At 64.5% G+C, this 18,053-nt stretch carries 19 protein-coding genes; 13 read left to right on the top strand and 6 right to left on the bottom strand.

Going from position 1 to position 18,053, the window contains the following annotated elements:
* Nucleotides 1–5 precede the first annotated feature (5 nt).
* Complete coding sequence (locus tag BRAGE_RS0104740) at nucleotides 6–2,486, bottom strand: TonB-dependent receptor (RefSeq protein ID WP_027562390.1); 2,481 nt, start codon at nucleotides 2,484–2,486, stop codon at nucleotides 6–8.
* Nucleotides 2,487–2,639: 153 nt separating this feature from the next.
* Complete coding sequence (locus tag BRAGE_RS0104735) at nucleotides 2,640–3,995, bottom strand: histidine kinase (RefSeq protein ID WP_027562389.1); 1,356 nt, start codon at nucleotides 3,993–3,995, stop codon at nucleotides 2,640–2,642.
* A 197-nt stretch (nucleotides 3,996–4,192) separates the two neighbouring features.
* Here BRAGE_RS0104735 and BRAGE_RS0104730 point away from each other — a divergent pair, with 197 nt between their 5' ends.
* The gene (locus tag BRAGE_RS0104730) at nucleotides 4,193–4,813 is read left to right on the top strand and encodes a response regulator (RefSeq protein ID WP_027562388.1); all 621 of its coding nucleotides are present in this window, start codon (nucleotides 4,193–4,195) and stop codon (nucleotides 4,811–4,813) included.
* Between the two features lie 75 nt (nucleotides 4,814–4,888).
* Nucleotides 4,889–5,734, top strand: a complete 846-nt coding sequence (gene fghA / locus BRAGE_RS0104725; protein ID WP_027562387.1) for an S-formylglutathione hydrolase — start codon at nucleotides 4,889–4,891, stop codon at nucleotides 5,732–5,734.
* 166 nt (nucleotides 5,735–5,900) lie between these two features.
* On the opposite strand, the gene BRAGE_RS0104720 is transcribed toward fghA, so the two are convergent.
* A complete protein-coding gene (locus BRAGE_RS0104720; RefSeq protein WP_027562386.1) occupies nucleotides 5,901–6,470 on the bottom strand; it encodes a DUF3280 domain-containing protein in 570 nt (189 codons plus the stop codon).
* 59 nt (nucleotides 6,471–6,529) lie between these two features.
* Between BRAGE_RS0104720 and BRAGE_RS0104715 the strand changes: the two genes are divergently transcribed.
* The 6 genes from BRAGE_RS0104715 to BRAGE_RS0104690 all read left to right on the top strand — a co-directional run bounded on the left by BRAGE_RS0104715 (nucleotide 6,530) and on the right by BRAGE_RS0104690 (nucleotide 11,384).
* Nucleotides 6,530–7,711, top strand: coding sequence for an ABC transporter substrate-binding protein (locus BRAGE_RS0104715; RefSeq protein ID WP_027562385.1), 1,182 nt, complete (start codon nucleotides 6,530–6,532; stop codon nucleotides 7,709–7,711).
* Nucleotides 7,696–8,688: a YVTN family beta-propeller repeat protein gene (locus tag BRAGE_RS0104710; protein WP_092216063.1), complete on the top strand. Its 993-nt coding sequence runs from the start codon at nucleotides 7,696–7,698 to the stop codon at nucleotides 8,686–8,688. Before BRAGE_RS0104715 ends, BRAGE_RS0104710 begins: the two co-directional genes overlap by 16 nt.
* Nucleotides 8,685–9,491: an ABC transporter ATP-binding protein gene (locus BRAGE_RS0104705; protein ID WP_027562383.1), complete on the top strand. Its 807-nt coding sequence runs from the start codon at nucleotides 8,685–8,687 to the stop codon at nucleotides 9,489–9,491. Before BRAGE_RS0104710 ends, BRAGE_RS0104705 begins: the two co-directional genes overlap by 4 nt.
* Nucleotides 9,488–10,336, top strand: a complete 849-nt coding sequence (locus BRAGE_RS0104700) for an ABC transporter permease (RefSeq protein ID WP_027562382.1) — start codon at nucleotides 9,488–9,490, stop codon at nucleotides 10,334–10,336. The genes BRAGE_RS0104705 and BRAGE_RS0104700 overlap by 4 nt, the downstream gene beginning before the upstream one ends.
* On the top strand, nucleotides 10,333–10,947 hold the full coding sequence (locus BRAGE_RS0104695) for a hypothetical protein (RefSeq protein WP_027562381.1): 615 nt from the start codon (nucleotides 10,333–10,335) through the stop codon (nucleotides 10,945–10,947). The genes BRAGE_RS0104700 and BRAGE_RS0104695 overlap by 4 nt, the downstream gene beginning before the upstream one ends.
* 137 nt (nucleotides 10,948–11,084) lie before the next feature.
* Nucleotides 11,085–11,384 (top strand): copper-binding protein, encoded by a 300-nt coding sequence (locus BRAGE_RS0104690; protein ID WP_027562380.1) that lies wholly within the window; start codon nucleotides 11,085–11,087, stop codon nucleotides 11,382–11,384.
* Between the two features lie 172 nt (nucleotides 11,385–11,556).
* Here BRAGE_RS0104690 and BRAGE_RS0104685 read toward each other — a convergent pair whose 3' ends face one another.
* On the bottom strand, nucleotides 11,557–12,114 hold the full coding sequence (locus BRAGE_RS0104685) for a PQQ-dependent catabolism-associated CXXCW motif protein (protein ID WP_027562379.1): 558 nt from the start codon (nucleotides 12,112–12,114) through the stop codon (nucleotides 11,557–11,559).
* Nucleotides 12,111–12,992, bottom strand: a complete 882-nt coding sequence (locus BRAGE_RS0104680) for a substrate-binding domain-containing protein (RefSeq protein ID WP_027562378.1) — start codon at nucleotides 12,990–12,992, stop codon at nucleotides 12,111–12,113. Before BRAGE_RS0104680 ends, BRAGE_RS0104685 begins: the two co-directional genes overlap by 4 nt.
* A gap of 127 nt (nucleotides 12,993–13,119) precedes the next feature.
* Here BRAGE_RS0104680 and BRAGE_RS0104675 point away from each other — a divergent pair, with 127 nt between their 5' ends.
* Both BRAGE_RS0104675 and BRAGE_RS0104670 read left to right on the top strand, forming a co-directional pair.
* Nucleotides 13,120–14,046, top strand: a complete 927-nt coding sequence (locus tag BRAGE_RS0104675; RefSeq protein WP_027562377.1) for a quinoprotein relay system zinc metallohydrolase 2 — start codon at nucleotides 13,120–13,122, stop codon at nucleotides 14,044–14,046.
* A gap of 74 nt (nucleotides 14,047–14,120) precedes the next feature.
* The gene (locus BRAGE_RS0104670; protein ID WP_027562376.1) at nucleotides 14,121–14,939 is read left to right on the top strand and encodes a quinoprotein dehydrogenase-associated SoxYZ-like carrier; all 819 of its coding nucleotides are present in this window, start codon (nucleotides 14,121–14,123) and stop codon (nucleotides 14,937–14,939) included.
* 198 nt (nucleotides 14,940–15,137) lie between these two features.
* On the opposite strand, the gene BRAGE_RS0104665 is transcribed toward BRAGE_RS0104670, so the two are convergent.
* Nucleotides 15,138–15,497 (bottom strand): hypothetical protein, encoded by a 360-nt coding sequence (locus BRAGE_RS0104665; protein WP_027562375.1) that lies wholly within the window; start codon nucleotides 15,495–15,497, stop codon nucleotides 15,138–15,140.
* A gap of 87 nt (nucleotides 15,498–15,584) precedes the next feature.
* Here BRAGE_RS0104665 and BRAGE_RS0104660 point away from each other — a divergent pair, with 87 nt between their 5' ends.
* From BRAGE_RS0104660 to BRAGE_RS0104650, 3 genes are read left to right on the top strand one after another with little or no spacing between them, the layout of a single operon-like run.
* Nucleotides 15,585–16,565: an ABC transporter substrate-binding protein gene (locus BRAGE_RS0104660; RefSeq protein ID WP_051377690.1), complete on the top strand. Its 981-nt coding sequence runs from the start codon at nucleotides 15,585–15,587 to the stop codon at nucleotides 16,563–16,565.
* Between the two features lies 1 nt (nucleotide 16,566).
* Nucleotides 16,567–17,304, top strand: coding sequence for an ABC transporter permease (locus BRAGE_RS0104655; protein ID WP_027562373.1), 738 nt, complete (start codon nucleotides 16,567–16,569; stop codon nucleotides 17,302–17,304).
* Nucleotides 17,294–18,022: an ABC transporter ATP-binding protein gene (locus BRAGE_RS0104650; protein ID WP_027562372.1), complete on the top strand. Its 729-nt coding sequence runs from the start codon at nucleotides 17,294–17,296 to the stop codon at nucleotides 18,020–18,022. Before BRAGE_RS0104655 ends, BRAGE_RS0104650 begins: the two co-directional genes overlap by 11 nt.
* The last annotated feature ends 31 nt before the right edge of the window (nucleotides 18,023–18,053 follow it).

Below are 18,053 nucleotides of genomic sequence, written 5' to 3'. Positions count from 1 at the left end.
GATACCTAGAACGTCACCCGCATGCCCGCATAGAACGCGCGAGGCCTTGCCGGGCTCAGCGAGCGCGGGTCGGTGAATTCCGCGCCGCCATTGGTGAAGTTGGGCAAGGCTTCGCGATCGAAGAAGGTGCCGACGGTCGAGTAGCGGTTGTCGAAGATGTTGTTGACGCGACCGTAAAGCTGGAGGTTCTTGGTGACCTGGTAGGAGGTGTGGAGGTTGAACACGGCGTAGGATGGCAGCTTGGGAAACTGGTTGGACTCATCGCCGACGAAATACTGGCTTGAGACAAAGAGCGCGTCACCCCCGACCTTCCAAACATCGGTAACAGCATATTCGATGCTGGCCTTGATGAGGTGGCTCGGCAGCCGCGGAATGTGATTACCCGGCAAGACCTGGATGTTGCCGTCGGCGTCGGCGAACGGGCTCTCTGAGCCAAGCGTCAGCGCATCGAGGAAGCGCGCATCCAGGAATGCGTAGCTCGCCTGGAACTGAAGCACATTCGACTTCAGACTCACCTCGGCTTCGATACCCTGCCTGCGCGTCCGTCCGACGTTCTGGAAGAAGCCGAAGCCCGTCAGGCCCGGAATTGGGGTCGCGAGGATGTCATCGTAGTTGGTGGCACGGTAGGCACCGATCTTCCAGCCGAGCGAACCGATGTTCAATTCCTTGGTACCGCGGAAGCCAGCTTCAAACGTCTTGGATACGACCTGCTGCAGTGGGGGGTCAGCGATCAGGAACTGCCCGATGATGCACGGCCTCGCCGGATCGGCGCAGCCGAGTTCGAGTGGCGTCGGCACCCGGTTGGCCTCGGAATAGCCCGCATAGGCGGTCACCTCGGACGTGATCTTGTAAGTGGCGCCAATGATCGGATTGAAACGATCATAAGTATGATCGCCATTGAGGGCGGTGCCGAGCTGGTCCATCAGCGTGACACGGGCCGCATTGAACCGGCCGCCCCCCGTCACCGCAAAGCGATCGTCCACGTTGAACGTGTCGAGCGCATAGAGCCCGTGATATTGATTGACGGTGCGAAGGGACACCGGGCCGATCGATGTCGGATCGCCGGACTGCCCCAGGAATATGCCGCTGCCCGTGACGACATAGTTCGTGCCGATGGTTCCCAATTCAGCGCTACCGGTGAAACGCGTGCTGCTGACATCGTAGCTTGCGCCGATCACGAAGCGGTTCTCGTGACCGAATAGCCGATCGATGTTGGTCGCCTGCCCGGATACGCCAAACGTGGTCGATTTCGTGCTGGTGCGATCAATCTCGCCGAGGATGGCACCTGGCGCAAAGGGATTTGCGAGCTGAACGCCATTGAGGCCGTTGGCCGACGGTTGGAGGCCAGTCAAAGGGTCGACATCGCCAAAGCAAAGCAGCGTCGCATCGGCGTCGCAGGGCACCGTATCGGTCGGATTTCCGTCCATGGTATTCTGTTTGAAGGCCCGCACATGCGCCGTGCCCTCAAAGGTCCAGGTCGGCGTCGCCTCCACCTTGCCGGTCAGGTTGAGATAGCCGACCTTGTTGGAAATGGTTTGTGGCGTTGTATAGGTCGCCCCCCAATATTGCTGGAGCAATTCGGCCGGAACAGTGCTGGGTCCTGCCAGGGAATTGTTGGCGACGCCGCCATTGAGGTGGAACTCGTTGCCTTCAAAGCGATACCCGACATCGCCATAGAAGCGCCGGACGTCCGATGCCGAGAAATTGCGGAAGCCGTTGTCGTGAATGCCTTCGAGCGCGCCGTAGACAGACCAGTTTCTATCGACCTGCTTACCCCATTGTGCGGAGCCCTGGATGCGGCCGAATGAGCCGCCCATGACGTCGATCTCGGCGCCTTGGTAGTTGAAGCCGTTCTTCATCTGCAGATCGATGGCGCCGCCGAGCGCATTGAGGCCGTAAGCAGGATTGTTGGTCACCACCACCGCGGATCGAATGGCTGCCGTCGGGATGAGATCCCAATTGACGATGTCGGAAAAAGCTTCGTTGATGCGTACGCCATTCTGGTAAACGGCGAGCCCCTGCGGCGTTCCGGCCAGAGGCGAAGCCACATAGCCGCGAAATTGGACGTCAGGCTGGAAGGGATTGCCGGTTACCTCATTGATGCTGACACCGGGCACATACTGCTGCAGGGCATCAGCAATATTCGGCGAGTTGGTGCGCCTGATCTGGTTGGCATCGACGGCATTGATCGCCGACGGGACCTTGTCGACATCGAGACCTCTGCCCGTGCCCGGCGACGTCGGGTAGACGTAGATGCGCGTTTTGGGGCGCGTGGACGACGATGTTCCCGCCACGCGCGCGACCGGGCGCGATGGCGCGGTGCGCCTCGGTGTCGAGGGCGGCGCCGTCACCTCGACCGCCGGCAGGTTCTGGACGTTGGTCTCCTCGTCCTGCGCGGCGCCGGCCTGGCCCGCGAAGACCAGCCCCAGCCCGGTCGAAATCGAGGCCATCAACCAACGACGCTTGAACCAAAGACGCTTGCCCATCCCAGCCTTCCCATCCCCGATCCCCCGGCTGTTTTGATTTCGCCGTTTGGTGGAGACGAGTGTAGTCGGCAAGAGCCCCCGCACCAGCCACAAAAGGTCGGGCAATATCCGAACCCGTTTTCCCGACCGGATCGGGAATTTTTCCCGACGTAGTCAGGACACCACTGTGGGAACCAGCGCCTCCAAGGTCAGACCGCCGTCGCTAGAGACGACGTTGAGCGTGCCGCCCAGTGCTAGAATCCGCTCGCGCATGCCGACGAGGCCGAAACCCAGCTTCTGGCCCGGCTCCATGCCGCGGCCATTGTCGCTGACCCGCACCCGCGCGCAGGAGCGGCCGCCGGCCTGCTCCACGGGTTCGATGACGACGTGGACGGAGGTGGCGCCGGCATGGCGGAACACGTTGGTGAGCGCCTCCTGCACGATCCGGTAGATGGTGAGATCGGCGGTCTCGCCCGTCGTCGGGCCCAGCGCCGGCGAGATCACGGTTTCGATCGCGACATCGGGATGTGACTCCCGCCACAGCCGCGACAGCGATTCCAGCGCCTGGCGCAGGCCGAGCTCGGCAAGGCCGACGGGGCGGAGCCGCTCCAGCACGCGGCGATTGAATTGCTGGAGCGCGTTGATCTGCTCCATCATCGCGCTGCCGTGCTTTCGCACCGCTTCCGCACTCGGATCACGCCCGTCCGCCTGCTTCGCCAGCGCACTGGCATGCGCCCGCAGCGAGAACAGATAGGGCCCGAACTCGTCGTGCAACTCGCGCGCGATCTCCTTGCGCTCGATATCCTGGAGCGACACCGCGCGTTCGGCAAGGCGCCGCTTGTCCTCGACGGCCTCGCCGAGCGTTGCGGCCAAGTGATTGAGCTTGGTGCAGATCGCGGCCAGCTCCGGCGCGCCGCCTGGCGCGACGCGCGCCTCATAGCGGCCGTCTTCGAGCTCGGCCATCACGTCGGAGAGGGATTTAAGCGGGGTGAGCGCGCGGCCAACCACCGTCATCATCAGGAAAAACAGCGCGAGCGCGATCACCGAGCCGACCTCGAGCTGGGTCACGATGCCGTCCCAGATCTCGGCGATCTCGTCATCGGGATGCGAGGTGATCAGGAGAGAGCCGGGCTTGCCACGGACCGAGACCGGGACACTAACCGCGGTCTGCTCGGGATGAACCAAACTCACGAACCAGGCGGGCGGCCCGCGCGTGTCGTCATCGGTGTCTGGGCGCGGCGGCGTCAGCGGGCTCCCGCTGGAATCCATGAGGGCGATGCTGACATGGCGGAGCCGGCTGAGATCGCGCGCGATCTGGTTCAGCCTGGCATCCGGATCGGGCGCCTCGTTGAGATCGGCAACGATCATCTCGATGAACTCGCGCGCAAGCCGGATCACGCTCTGGTCCTCGGCCTGCACGCGGGGACCTGCCTCGGCGACCTGCCGGCCGATATTGACGGCGAGCCCCAGTGCCAGCAACAGCGCCAGCAGCAGGTTGATGCGCGCACGCAACGATAGATTTTGCCACATTGATGCCGCCCGTGCCTCGCGAAGGTTGGCCCGCACCTGTCCGATGACGTTGACAGGGGCGAAGCGCCCGATATCTAATCGAAAGCGTACAGCAATCCCGGCCGGGTTGCATGAGGCGACGTGAGACGCGCATGGCGTCCTGCTCGGTATCATGCGGCGCGAAATAAAGAGGCCGGCGCTGTTACGGGGAAACGCCTATGCGCATTCTGATCGTCGACGATCATCCCATTGTCGCCTCCGGCTGCCGCGCCGTGCTGGCCGACGAAGGCGAGATCGAAATCCTGGAGGCCGCCGACGCCGAGGACGGCGAAAGCGTCTTCATCGTTGAGCGCCCCGACCTCTCGATCATCGACATCAACCTGCCGACCGTCTCCGGCTTTGAGCTCGCGCGCCGCATCCTCGAGCGCGCGCCCGAGGCCCGTATCATCATGTTCAGCATGAACGACGACCCAGCGTTTGCCGCGCGCGCGATCGAATGCGGCGCCAAGGGCTACGTCTCCAAGACCGGCGACCCCGACGACCTCGTCGAGGCGATCCGTGCCGTCGGCGCCGGCGGCACTTACCTGCCCACGGCGATCGCGCGCAGCATCGCCTTTGCCGGGCCTGCGCTGGCGCAAAGCCCGCTGTCGAAGCTGAACGCGCGCGAGATGGAGATCCTGCGGCTGCTCAGCGCCGGAAAGAGCCTGTCCGAGATCGCCTGGCTGGTGCAGTCGTCCTACAAGACGGTGGCCAACACCTCCTCGATCATGCGACAGAAGCTCGGCGTGAAGACCTCGGTCGAGCTGGTACGGCTGGCTATCGACAGCGGCGTCGCCTGACGGCACGTAGCGCCGCAGATTCGGTCACACAAGCGTTGCAATGTTGATGTGGTTAGATGCCACGGAGCAAAAGGCATGACGATCCAGACTGTCTCGACGAACAAATCCTACGGCGGCGTGCAAGGCGTGTATCGCCATGCGAGTAAGGCGACCGGAACCGACATGGTGTTCTCGGTCTATGTCCCCCCGCATGCCGACGGCGCCAAGCTGCCCGTGGTCTGGTATCTCTCCGGCCTCACCTGCACGCATGCCAACGTCACCGAGAAGGGCGAATTCCGCAAGGCCTGCGCCGAGCTTGGCCTGATCTTCGTCGCACCCGATACCTCGCCGCGCGGACCCGACGTGCCCGGCGATGCCAACAACGCCTATGATTTCGGCCTCGGCGCCGGCTTCTATGTCGATGCGACGCAAGAGCCGTTCGCGCGCAACTATCGCATGTGGAGCTACGTCACCGACGAGCTTCCAAATGTCGTGGCGGGAAATTTTCCCGTCGATGCCAAACGTCAATCGGTGATGGGCCATTCGATGGGCGGCCATGGCGCGCTGACGGTCGCGCTGCGCAACCCGCACCGCTTTCGCGCCGCGAGCGCATTCGCGCCGATCGTGGCGCCGTCGCAGGTGCCCTGGGGCATCAAGGCGCTGACCGGCTATCTCGGGCCGAACAAGGATGCCTGGCGCAACCACGACACGGTGGCGCTGATCGAGGACGGCGCGAAGTTTTCCGGCTTCCTGGTCGACGTCGGCGAGGCCGATAATTTCCTGAAAGAGCAGCTCAAGCCCGAGCTACTGGAGGCCGCCTGTGCCAAGGCCAACATCCCGCTGACGCTGCGGCGCCAGGCGGGGTATGACCACAGCTATTATTTCATCTCGACCTTCATGGGCGATCACCTGCACTGGCATGCGGAGCGATTGAAGGGGTGATCGCGCTCTCTCCTCCCCCTCTCCCCGTCCTTTACGGGGAGAGGGTTGGGGTGAGGGGCTGCTTCCGCAAATACGCTGAGAATTGGACTCGCGGAGACTCCCCCTCACCCGGAATTTGCTCTCGCAAATTCCGGCCTCTCCCCGCACGCGGGGAGAGGCGACGATCTCACGGCTTGCCGTAATTCGGCGCCAGCAGGCGGTTGCGGATGAGATAGCTCATCGTGCGCGACCAGGATTCATCCGTGTTGCCGCGCATGTCGGCGCTGGCGGCCGCGATCATGTTGCCGGTCTTCACGTCGCGCAGATAGATGTTGAGATTGATGATCAGATTCGAGACCTTCTGCACCATGCCGGTGATCTCGAGCTCGGCGCCCAATTGCGCCGCAAGCTTGAGGTCGCAGCCGCCGCAGGCCTGCAGATTGGCGTGACGGGCCGCGTCCCTGACCGGCGCGATGTCGAGCAGCTGGAACCTGCCTGACTCCGCCAGTTCCTTGCGCAGCTGCTCGCTGATGCGTAGCAACCTCGCCTCTTCCGGCTTGGAGCCGTAGAACTCGCCGGGCAGGCTGGTGTCGATCAGCTCGAAATCGAACACCGCGAGCTTCGGCGGATCGGCGAACGCGACCGAGCTGGTCAGCAGCAAAGCCGCGAAACATATCAGCGCTCGCATGATCGTGATTCCGCCTCCACAGCTTGCGACGACGAAATGCGGGGTTGCATGCCCTGACAAATCGGTCATGCTTCAGCAGAGACAATTCTCCACCGGCGGTCAAGCCGGGGAGAACGTTTGGAGGAAACATGATCCGATGGTTGGTCGGCCTGATCGGCTTAGGTCTTGCCGCGACGAGCGCGCTCGCGGCCGACCCTGTCACGATCGGCGTCGGCTATCTCGGTGTCGCCGGTACCAGATCGACGCTGTCGCTGGTCGAGCAGCCCGCCGAGAATGACGGCGTCGCCGGCGCGCGCCTTGCCATCGAGGACAACAACACCACGGGAAAATTCACGGGCCAGCGCTTCACGCTGGAGGAGCGGCGCATCAAGGAGGGTGAGGATGCGGTGCAGGCCGCGACCGACCTTGCCGCGCGTAACGGCTTCATCATCGCCGATCTTCCGGCCGACGCACTGCTGAAAGTCTCGGACGCCCTGCGCGATCGCGGCACGCTGCTGTTCAACGCCGGCGCGATCGACGAGCGGCTGCGCGAGGCCGATTGCCGCGCCAACGTGATCCACACCGCGCCGACCCGCGCGATGTTGGCCGATGCGCTCGGCCAATATTTGGTGTGGAAGAAGTGGTCGCGCTGGCTGCTGGTGGTCGGCTCGCATGACGAGGACAAGCTGTTCGCCGATGCGCTCCGGCGCACTGCGGCGCGGTTCGGCGCCAAGATCGTGCAGGAGCGGACCTTCGAGGACAAGGGCGGCGCGCGGCGCACCGACAGTGGCGTGACGCTGATCCAGCGGCAGATGCCTGTCTTTACACAGCAGGCGCCAGCTTACGACGTGCTGGTCGCCGCCGACGAGAGCGAGGTGTTCGGCGCCTATCTGCCCTATCGCACCTGGGATCCCCGCCCCGTCGCGGGCTCGGCCGGCCTCGTGCCCCGGAGCTGGGACGCTTCGCAGGACCAATGGGGCGCGATCCAGATGCAGAACCGCTTCATCAAGCTGAATTCGCGGCGCATGACCGCGCTTGACATGCAGGCCTGGACTGCGGTGCGCATGATCGGTGAAGCCACCTCGCGCACCAACTCCGGCGACGTCAAGAAGGTCACCGACTTCATCAAGGGCCCGGATTTCTCCGTCGCGGCCTTCAAGGGCACAAAGCTGACGTTGCGCGACTGGAACCTGCAATTGCGCCAGCCGATCCTGCTGGTCGACGGCCGCATGGTGGTGTCGGTGTCGCCGCAGGAAGGATTCCTGCACCAGGTCTCCGAGCTCGACACGCTCGGCTACGACCGCCCGGAGAGCAAATGCAAGCTGAAGTGAGGACGCAGATGTTGCGCATGTGGAGTGTTGGGCTTCTCTCCGGACTGGTGGCGGCCACCGCGCCCGCGCATGCGTTCATCGCCTATGTCTCGAACGAGAAGAGCAACACGGTTTCGGTGATCGACACCGACAGCTGGACCGTGACCAAGACCATCAAGGTCGGCCAGCGCCCGCGCGGCATCGACTTCACGCGCGACGGCAAGTTCGTGATGGTCGCGGTCGGCGACGACGACACCATCCAGGTGATCGACGCCAAGACGCAGGCCGTGGTGGACAGCCTGCCCTCCGGCCCCGACCCCGAGCTGTTCGCCCAGGATGCGGCGGGAAAAATTCTCTATGTCGCCAACGAGAACGACAATACGGTGACGGTGATCGACCTCGAGAAGCGCGCGCGCCTCGGCGACATCCAGGTCGGCGTCGAGCCGGAGGGCATGACCATCAGCCCCGACGGCAAGACGCTGATCAACACCTCCGAGACCACCAACATGGCGCATTTCATCGACACGGGTTCGCGCCAGATCGTCGCCAACGTGCTGGTCGACGCGCGGCCGCGCTTTGCCGAGTTCAAGCATGACTCTTCGGAAGTCTGGGTGTCCTCGGAGATCGGCGGCACGGTCTCGGTGATCGATCCCGCAAAGCACGAAGTGATCGGCAAGGTCAATTTCGAGATTCCGGGCCTGAGGAAAGAGGCGATCCAGCCCGTCGGCATCGGCATGACCAAGGATGACAAGACCGCCTTCATCGCGCTCGGCCCGGCCAACCGCGTCGCCGTGGTCGATGTCGCCTCGCGCAAGGTGACGAAATATCTGCTAGTCGGCCAGCGCGTCTGGCACATGGCGTTCACGCCGGACGAAAAATATCTGCTCACCACCAATGGTGTGTCGAACGACGTTTCCGTCATCGACGTGGCCGCGCAAAAAGTGATCAAGACCATTCAGGTGGGCGAACTGCCCTGGGGCATCACGATCGCGCCATGACCAGCCCTGCCCCCATCGCCGAACAACGCGAGACGCCGAGTCCTGACCCGGCGGCGGTGCCGGCGCTGGCAATCGACGGCGTCGGCCATTCTTACGGCCCGCGCCGGGCGCTGATGGACGTCTCCTTCAACGTGCAGCCCGCGAGTTTTACTGCGCTGCTCGGGCTCAACGGCGCGGGCAAGAGCACGCTGTTTTCACTCATCACGCGCCTGTTCGGCATCCAGACCGGCCGTGTCTCCATCTTCGGCCATGACATCAGCAAAAGCCCGGGCGAAGCGCTGCGGCTGCTCGGCGTCGTGTTCCAGCCGCGCACCCTCGACCTCGACCTGTCGTTGACGCAGAACCTGCTCTATCACGCCGCACTCCACGGCATCAGCCGCCGCGAGGCCGCCGCGCGCAGCGCCGAGCTGCTCGGCCGGATCGGGCTATCCGACCGCGCTGCAAGCAAGGTGCGCGATCTCTCGGGCGGACAGATGCGGCGGCTGGAGATCGCTCGCGCATTGCTGCACCGACCGCGCCTGCTTCTGCTGGACGAGCCGACCGTCGGCCTCGACGTCAAGGCGCGCGCCGACATCATCAGCCATGTCCGCCAGCTCGTGACCGAGCAAGGCATTGGCGTGCTCTGGGCGACGCACCTGTTCGACGAGATCATGCCCGGTGACGATCTCGTGGTGCTGCACCAGGGCAAGGTGCTGGCGCAGGGGCCGATGAGCCGCGTCGTCGCGGAGGCCGGTGCACAGGACGTCAACACCGCCTTCATGCGCCTGACCGGCGCGCAGACGATGCCGGGAGGCGGGGCATGAGCAGCATCACGACGCGCGACGCGCCGCGCGGCTTCTCGGCCGGCGAGTACATGACCTGCCTCACCGGCATCGTCTGGCGCGAGGGACTGCGCTTCCTGCATCAGCGCGAGCGCTTCGTCTCGGCGCTGGTGCGACCGCTGGTGTGGCTGTTCATCTTCGCCGCCGGCTTCCGCCAGGTGCTCGGCATCTCCATCATCCCGCCCTACGAGACCTACATCCTCTACGAGGTCTATATCGCGCCCGGACTGATGGCGATGATCCAGCTCTTCAACGGCATGCAGTCCTCGCTCTCGATGGTCTACGACCGCGAGATGGGCAACATGCGCACGCTGCTGGTGAGCCCGCTGCCCCGCGGCTTCCTCCTGTTCTGCAAGCTGCTCGCGGGCACCGCGGTGTCGCTGCTCCAGGTCTATGCGTTCCTCTTGATCGCCTGGTTCTGGGACATCACCCCGCCTCCGTCAGGCTATCTCACCGTGCTGCCCGCGCTGATCCTGTCCGGATTGATGCTGGGCTCGCTCGGCATGCTGATCTCCTCCGGCATCAAGCAGCTCGAGAACTTCGCCGGCGTCATGAACTTCGTGATCTTCCCGATGTTCTTCGCCTCCTCCGCACTCTACCCGCTCTGGCGAGTGCAGGAGGGCAGCCCTTATCTGTATTATCTCTGCCAGGCCAATCCGTTCACCCATGCGGTCGAGCTGATACGTTTTGCACTCTACGGGCAAATCAACTGGATCTCGCTGGCGGTGGTCGCCGCCTGTACAATCGTCTTCATGATCGGCGCGATTTTGGCCTATGATCCCTCGCGCGGGCTGGCGCGGCGGGGCCCTGCGGGAGGCGAAGGATGAAGGTTCGGGTTCTGGCGACGGCTGTTCTGGCGCTCGCGCTGTCGGGCGCGACAGCGCGCGCAGCCGATCCGCGCTATCCGGACTGGCCCTGCACGCAGGCCAAGGTGCCGGAAATCTCGCTGGCGGCGGTATGGGCCGGCCCGCCGCTCGACGATGTCCAGAGCAAGTGGAAGGACGACGCCAAGGTCAGCGCGCTGGTCTCAAAGCTGTCGGCGCGCAAGACGCCGCTGGACGAGGCCGAGAAGTCGGTGAAGGAGTTTCTTGCAGGCTCCGCCGCCGACAAGACCGCGAACGCAAAGCTGCTGTTCGCCGGCCTGTTCGACACGCTCAATGCCCAGCGCTCCCAGGTCATGAGCGGGCTCGAACGCGTCAGCCGCAAGCAGCGCGACGCCGCCGACAAGATCCGCGACGAAACGCTTCAGCTTCAGGCTCTGCAAGGGGCGACGCCCCGTGACGACGCCAAGGTCGAAGCGCTCAGCAACGAGCTGATCTGGAAGACCCGCATTTTCGAGGACCGTCACAAGGTCGTGCGATTCGTCTGCGAGGTTCCCACCACGATCGATCAGCGTCTGTTCGCGCTGGGGCGCGTGATCCAGCAGGAGATCGAATAGCGTCAGCCCCGCTGACGGCTCATGAAAAGTTCCCGCGATCGCCTCGGGATCGTTACGCTTTTGCCCCGCTATCTGCCGGAACCAAACCCATTTAAGATGTCTTGTCGAAGTGAACTCCAGGACGTCGGGAGGCCACGATGGGAACTACAAAATTCATCTTCGCGGGCGCTGCGGCCCTCGGCATGCTCGCAACCAGTGCTCTTGCTGACGACATGACCGGAATGGTCACGCGGATCGATCGGCTCAACAACACGATCTCGATCCAGCAGATGCAGAAGGGCACGGTCGGTGGCAGCGCGGGCGGCGCCGGCGCGCTGCAGGAGTACAAGGCCAAGGACGCCGCGATGCTGGATGCGGTTCATGCGGGCGACAGGGTGAGCTACTCCGCGACCGACACCAACGGCACGGGGACGCTGACCAAGTTGCAGAAGCAGTAGTGCCGTCTTTCACCTCTCCCCGCTTGCGGGGAGAGGTCGGATCGCGCTTGCGATCCGGGTGAGGGGGTACAGGTCTGTCTGCGTGATCATACGCGGAGAGAGGCCCCTCACCCCAGCCCTCTCCCCGTAAGAACGGGGCGAGGGAGCGCACCTGCGCTCTTCGATGCAGGAGCTACTGCTCAGGCCGCGCTTCCGGCTGCGCCTCTTCCGTCGGAAGCTTGGCGCGCTCCCAGCCGTCGGTGCCGTCGGGATACCAGGCGACATTGGAATAGCCGTAAGCCAGCGCGCGCTTGGCGGCGTTCCACGACATCCAGCAGTCGGCGAGGCAATAGACCACCAGCAACGTAGTCTTGTCACCGCGCGATGCCTGCGCGAGGCCGCGCTTGAAATAATCGTCCATCGCCGGCGGCAGCGCGCCGTAGCCGGTGTCGGGCAGCCAGAGACTGCCCGGAATGTTCTTCCGCGGCGCATCGCGCCACACCGTGCCTGCGGGCAGGTTCTTCGGCTTCGGGGCGCGCGGCAGCACGTCGACAAACGCGCCGCTCTTCGCGCGCCAGATCGCTTCAGCCTCTGCCGTGGTCAGCACGCGCGCGCCCTCGAGCGTCGCCGGCACCGGCGCCCGGTAATTGTCGGTGCGATAACCCTCGGGCTCGAACGGCTCCTGCTGCTGCGCGCACACCGGCGCGACCAGCGCGGCGCTGATCAGCGCAGCGGCAAGGCGCCGTGTCATGGCGTCTTCTTGGCCGTCTCCGCACCGAGCGGCTTGTCGCTCTCATCGAGCAGCGGTACGCCGAAGTCGAGCAGGATCTTGTTGATCTCGCCCTGGTTCTCCTGGATCAGCTTGTTGAGCTGCCGCTTCCAGTTCTGGTCGGCAGGACGCACGCCCATGCCGATGCGATAAACCAGTTTTGGTCCCGTCGTTTCCTTCACCAGCGGCGTGACATGGAGTGATCCCGCCTTCTTCGCGTAATATCCGGCCATCGGTCCCCACAGCACGCCAGCGTCGATCTTGCCGGCGGCGAGGTCGTCGATCATCGCCTGCGCCGAATTGTCGAAGCGCGTGTCGATCATCAGCGGATAGGGCTTTGCATCGCCCATCAGCCCGGCCAGCGCCATGTTTGTCGCTGGCGGCGTGCCGGCGACGATACCGACATGCTTGCCCTTCAACTTCGGATCCTCGAGCGTGTCGACGTCCTCGAGTCCGCTGCCGGTCTTGGCAACCAGCGCGTAGGTCGTGCGGTAATAGGGATTGGTGCCCTGCACGAGGTCGTCGCCCTGCGGAAAGCCCATGATGACGTCGCAGCGATGCGCGCCCAGCGTCATGCGCACGAAGCCGGTGGCCTGCGGGAAGAAGACGTAGTCGAGCTTCTTCTGCAGCTTGTCCGCAAAAAATTCGGCGAGCTTGTTCTCGAAACCCTCGCCCTTCTCGTTGGAGAACGGCAGATTGCGCGGGTCGGCACAGACGCGCAGCACTTTGGGATCCACCAGCTCGAACGAAAGATCACCCGTCTCGTTCGTCTGCGCGATGGCGATGCCATTCATCACGCAAGATGCAGCCATCAACACCAGCGAATACAACCAGCGACGATGTCGTCCGGCCTCCGTCATCGCGCTTCCTCCTCGTTTTGTTTGGATGTTATCCATGCAACGCATGACGCGCCATGTTTGCCAAACTTTGGTTGGCTTGATTTTGTTGCAGTGCAATGCGGCAAACCCTTTGAACTGAGGCGGAAAAGTGTCTCGCATCGCTCTCGTGATCGCAGCCTTGTCCCTGCTGGGGACACCGACGCTAGCACGCGCCGGAGCGGCCGAATTGCCTGTGAGCGAAGTCGCAACGGGAATCTTCGTACACTCCGGGACCATCGCCCTGATGTCCCGCGAGAACGAGGGTGACATCGCCAATGTCGGCTTCGTTGTCGGCGAGGACGCGGTGGCCGTGATCGACACCGGCGGCAGCCTGCGCGAGGGCGAAGCGCTGCTGGCGGCGGTGCGGGCCCGCACGTCCAAGCCGATCCGCTATGTCATCAACACCCACGGCCATCCCGACCATGTCTTCGGCAATGCCGCCTTCGTGGCCGACGGAACGAGCTTCGTCGGCCACAGCAAGCTGCCGCAGGCGCTGGCGAGCCGTGGACCGTATTATCTTGACAATTTTAAACGGATCATGGGCAGCGAGCTGATCGACCCCGTGAAGATCGTGCCGCCGACGGTGCTCGTGCACGACACGCTGACGCTCGATCTCGGCGCGCGCCGCCTGACCGTGCGGGCCTGGCCGGCCGGACACAGCGACAACGATCTGACCGTGTTCGACGAGACGAGCAAGACGCTGTTCGCGGGCGACCTCGTCTTCCTCCGCCATATCCCGGTGATGGACGGCAGCATCCGCGGCTGGCTCGGCATTCTCGGGGAACTCGAGGCAATTCCGGCGGTTCGCGTCGTTCCGGGTCACGGGCCTGTGAGTACCTGGCCTGCGGCATTGGCTGACGAACGGCGTTACCTCACGACACTGCTGGCGGATGTCCGGGCGTCGAACAAGAAGGGCGAGCCGATCCGGGCCGCCGCGGACAAGGCCGCCGCCGAGGAGCGACCGAACTGGCAATTGTTCGACGACTACAACGCCCGCAACGCAACCGCAGCATTTTCGGAAATTGAATGGGAGTAGCGGGCGCGCTACGCTGGACTACACGGGATCAGCTACGCTGACCCGGACAGCTTCGTCCGCACGGGACCACGACCATGACGGGATGCACACGCCGCCTGCCCCTGATCGCCGCACTGCTCGGCCTCGCTTTCGCCGTGCCGGCGCAGGCCGAGGAGGCCTACGATCCCTGGCCGGGCCTGGTGCAGGACATCTTCAGCAACCGTCCGATGAATGACGGCAACGACGTCATCGGCATCGAGATGCCCTATCGCGCCGAGGACGCGGCCATCGTGCCCGTGACCCTGCGCAGCAAGCTGTCGCCGGCTGACGGCCGCCGCATCCGCTCGATCACGCTGGTGATCGACCGCAACCCCGCACCGATGGCGGCGAAGTTCGAGCTCGGCGCGGATGCCAATGTCACCGAGATTTCCACGCGCGTGCGCGTCAACAATTACACCGACGTGCATGCGGTCGCCGAGCTCAGCGACGGCCAGCTTTACGTCTCGAAAGTGTATGTGAAGGCGTCCGGCGGCTGCTCCGCGCCGGCCGGAAAGAACGTCGAGGAAGCCAAGAACCGCCTCGGCCAGATGCGCTACCGTCAGTTCGTGCGCGAGGACGCACCCGCGAGCCGTGTCCGCGAAGCGCAGATCATGATCGGCCATCCCAACAATTCCGGCCTGCAGATGGACCAGGTCACGCAGCTCTATATCCCCGCCTTCTTCATCAACCAGCTGAAGCTGACGCAGGACGACAGCCCCGTGCTGTCGATGGAAGGCGGCATCTCGATCTCGGAAGATCCCAACCTGCGCTTCACCTACGTCTCCAACGGCGCCAAGCGTTTCCGCGCGGAAGCGAAGGACACGGAGGGACACGTGTTCCGCAATGAGTGGGATGTGGAGAAGCCGGGGACTTAAGACGAGAGGCTTGCTTCTCTCCCCCTCTCCCCTTGTGGGAGAGGGTGGATCGCCGCATAGCGGCGAGACGGGTGAGGGGTATCCCTCCGCGCACGCCGCTCTCACTAGAATTCGCGGATAGAACCCCTCATCCGGCGCTTCGCGACACCTTCTCCCGCAAGGGGAGAAGGAACAGAGCACCGTCTGCGCAGCATTAAATCAAAAACACCTCACCTCAGCCTCGGCCTGCGCGCGGCGCAAATCGTTCACCGCCGAGTTCGCCTGCTCAGAGGTTCGGAACTGGACGCCGAGATTGCCGCGCACCTGCGACATGCTGAGCGCGGTCTCTGCGGTGACGTAGCGCGCATAGGGCACGATCGAGGCGACCACGTCGATCGAGCAGGAACATTGCTCAATGGACTGCCGGCTCTCGCCATTCGCCTTCATGCAACCATAGACATATTCCGCGCGCGCCGACGTCGGATAATCATTGGCCTCCTCGGCCCGCGCCACGCATGCGGTCGCCGCCAATACCGCCAATGCGGCGACAATCGGTCGTAGCTGCCCGGCCAGTTTCATGCGCGTCCTCCCGCTGGTTGCGACCAAAGCTATGCTATGCGTATTGTCCTGAAAAGCACTCTGTCAGAGGAAACGGCTCACAAGGTGATGAGAGCATTTGGTCGAACATTGGCGCTCGCGACGACGCTAGCGCTGACGCTGGTTGCGCCCGGCCACGCCGCGGATACGATCCGCCTTGCGGTGCAGAAGACCGGAACATTCTCCTGGGAGCTGGCCGCGATCCGCAGCGCCGGGCTCGACAAGGAGGCCGACCTGTCGCTCGAGGTCACCGAGCTTGCGAGCCCCGAAGCCGGCAAGATCGCGCTGCGCGCCGGCAGTGCCGACATCATCCTGTCGGACTGGCTGTGGGTGTCGCGCGAGCGTGCGCTCGGCGCCAAGCTCACCTTCTATCCCTATTCCAGCGCGCTCGGCGCGGTAATGGTGCCCGCGGCCTCACCGCTCAAGACGCTGGCCGATCTGAAGGGCCGCAAGCTTGGCGTTGGCGGCGGCGCAATCGACAAGAGCTGGCTGCTGCTGCAGGCGCGGATGAAGCTGGATGGCATCGACCTCAAGTCGGCGGCGACCATCGTCTATGGCGCCCCGCCGCTGATCGCCGCCAAGGCGCTCGACGGCGAGATGGATGCGAGCCTCAATTTCTGGAATTTTTGCGCCCAGCTCGAGGCCAAGGGGTTTCGGCGCCTCGCGGGCATCGAGGAGATTTTGCCGAAGCTGGGCGCCGAGGGCGCTGTGTCTGCGGTCGGCTATGTCTTCGGCGAGAATTGGGCGGCCAGTCATAAGGATGCCGTGGCGCGCTTCATCGCCATGACCCGCAAGGCCAAGCAATTGCTGACCACCTCGGACGAAGCCTGGGACAAGATCGCGCCGCTGACCGGCACCAGCGATGCCACCATGCTCAAGGCCTACCGCGACCGCTATCGCGACGGCATTCCGCGCCGGAGCATCGACGACGAGGAAAAGGACGCACGCGTGCTCTACCGCGTGCTGGCCGAGATCGGCGGGCGGGACCTCGTCGGCCCCGCGGCGGAGCTCGATGCCGGTACCTTCTATCACGCGGTCCCCGGAGATTGAGGTGCTGCGTCTTCTCTCGTTCGCCCTGTTTCTCGCGATCTGGTGGATCGCTGCGCTGTTCGTCGGCGGCGCAAAGCTGCCCTCCCCGCCGGCCGTGCTCCAGGTGATGATCGCGGAGGCCTCGAGCGGCGCGCTGTTCCTGCATCTCGGCGCGACGCTGGCGCGCGTCGCGCTCGCCTTCACGCTCGCAATGTCGGTTGGCAGCGCCATCGGTTATCTGATGGGACGGGTCAAGCTCGCCGACCGGCTCGGCGATCCCTGGCTGATCCTGCTGCTCAATCTGCCGGCGCTGGTCGTGATCGTACTGGCCTATATCTGGGCAGGCCTGACCGAGGCCGCCGCGATCGCGGCGATCGCCATCAACAAGCTGCCGACCGCCATCGTCACCCTGCGCGAGGGCACGCGCGCGCTCGACCGTTCGCTCGACGAGATGGCGAGCGTGTTCGCGATGCCGCGCTGGCGCGCCTTCCGCCATGTCGTGCTGCCGCAGCTTGCGCCCTATATCGCCGCCTCGGCCCGTTCCGGACTGTCGCTGGTATGGAAGATCGTGCTGGTCGCCGAGCTCCTGGGCCGGCCCAACGGCGTCGGCTTCGAGATCGGCGTCGCCTTCCAGCTGTTCGACACGCCGCGGCTGCTGGCCTACTCGCTGACCTTCGCGGCGGTCGTGCTCGTGATCGAGACCTTGCTGGTGCAGCCGTTCGAAGCCCGCGCAACACGGTGGCGACCCCGTGCGGCTTGAGGTCGGCATCACAGGCAAGACCTTCAGGAGTGCCGCGGGCGGAACGCACGAGGTGCTGGCGCCGGTCAAGTTCGCGATTCAATCCGGCGAGGTCGGCGTGCTGATCGGGCCGTCCGGCTGCGGCAAGAGCACGATGCTACGCATCATCCTCGGGCTCGATCACGACTTCCAGGGTCACATCACGCGTCCGCCGGAGGCGCGGATCGGCATGGTGTTCCAGGAGCCGCGGCTGCTGCCGTGGCGCTCGGTCGAACAGAATGTGCGGCTTGCAGCGCCTGATGTCACTGACGCAAAACTGTCGGAGCTGTTCAAAATCCTCGAGCTCGAAGCCCATCGCAGCCACTTTCCGGGCGAATTGTCGCTGGGGCTCGCCCGCCGCGTCGCGCTGGCCCGCGCCTTTGCGGTCGAGCCCGATCTGCTCGTGCTCGACGAGCCCCTCGCCTCGCTCGACGACGCGCTCGCCGGCCGGCTGCGCGACGAGATCGCGACACTGGTAGCGAGCCGCCCGGTGATGACACTGCTCGTCACCCATAGCCTCGACGATGCGATCCGTCTCGGCGACCGCCTGTTCTTCCTGTCGCCGCGCCCGGCGCGGATTCTGGCCGAAGTGCCGATCGCTATCCCGCGCGCCGCGCGGGGCGAGGCCGAGATCGCCGCAATCAAGGCCAGCCTCGTGCGGTGGACGCAGAGCGAGCACGCCGGGCGGGATATCTCATAGGCACCAGCGCCGCCTGCGTGCTAGACAGACG

Source organism: Bradyrhizobium genosp. SA-4 str. CB756 (genome assembly GCF_000473125.1).
GTDB classification, from domain to species: Bacteria; Pseudomonadota; Alphaproteobacteria; order Rhizobiales; family Xanthobacteraceae; genus Bradyrhizobium; species Bradyrhizobium arachidis.
The sequence above is the reverse complement of the archived record's forward strand: the minus strand, read 5'-3'. Positions and strand labels throughout refer to the sequence as shown.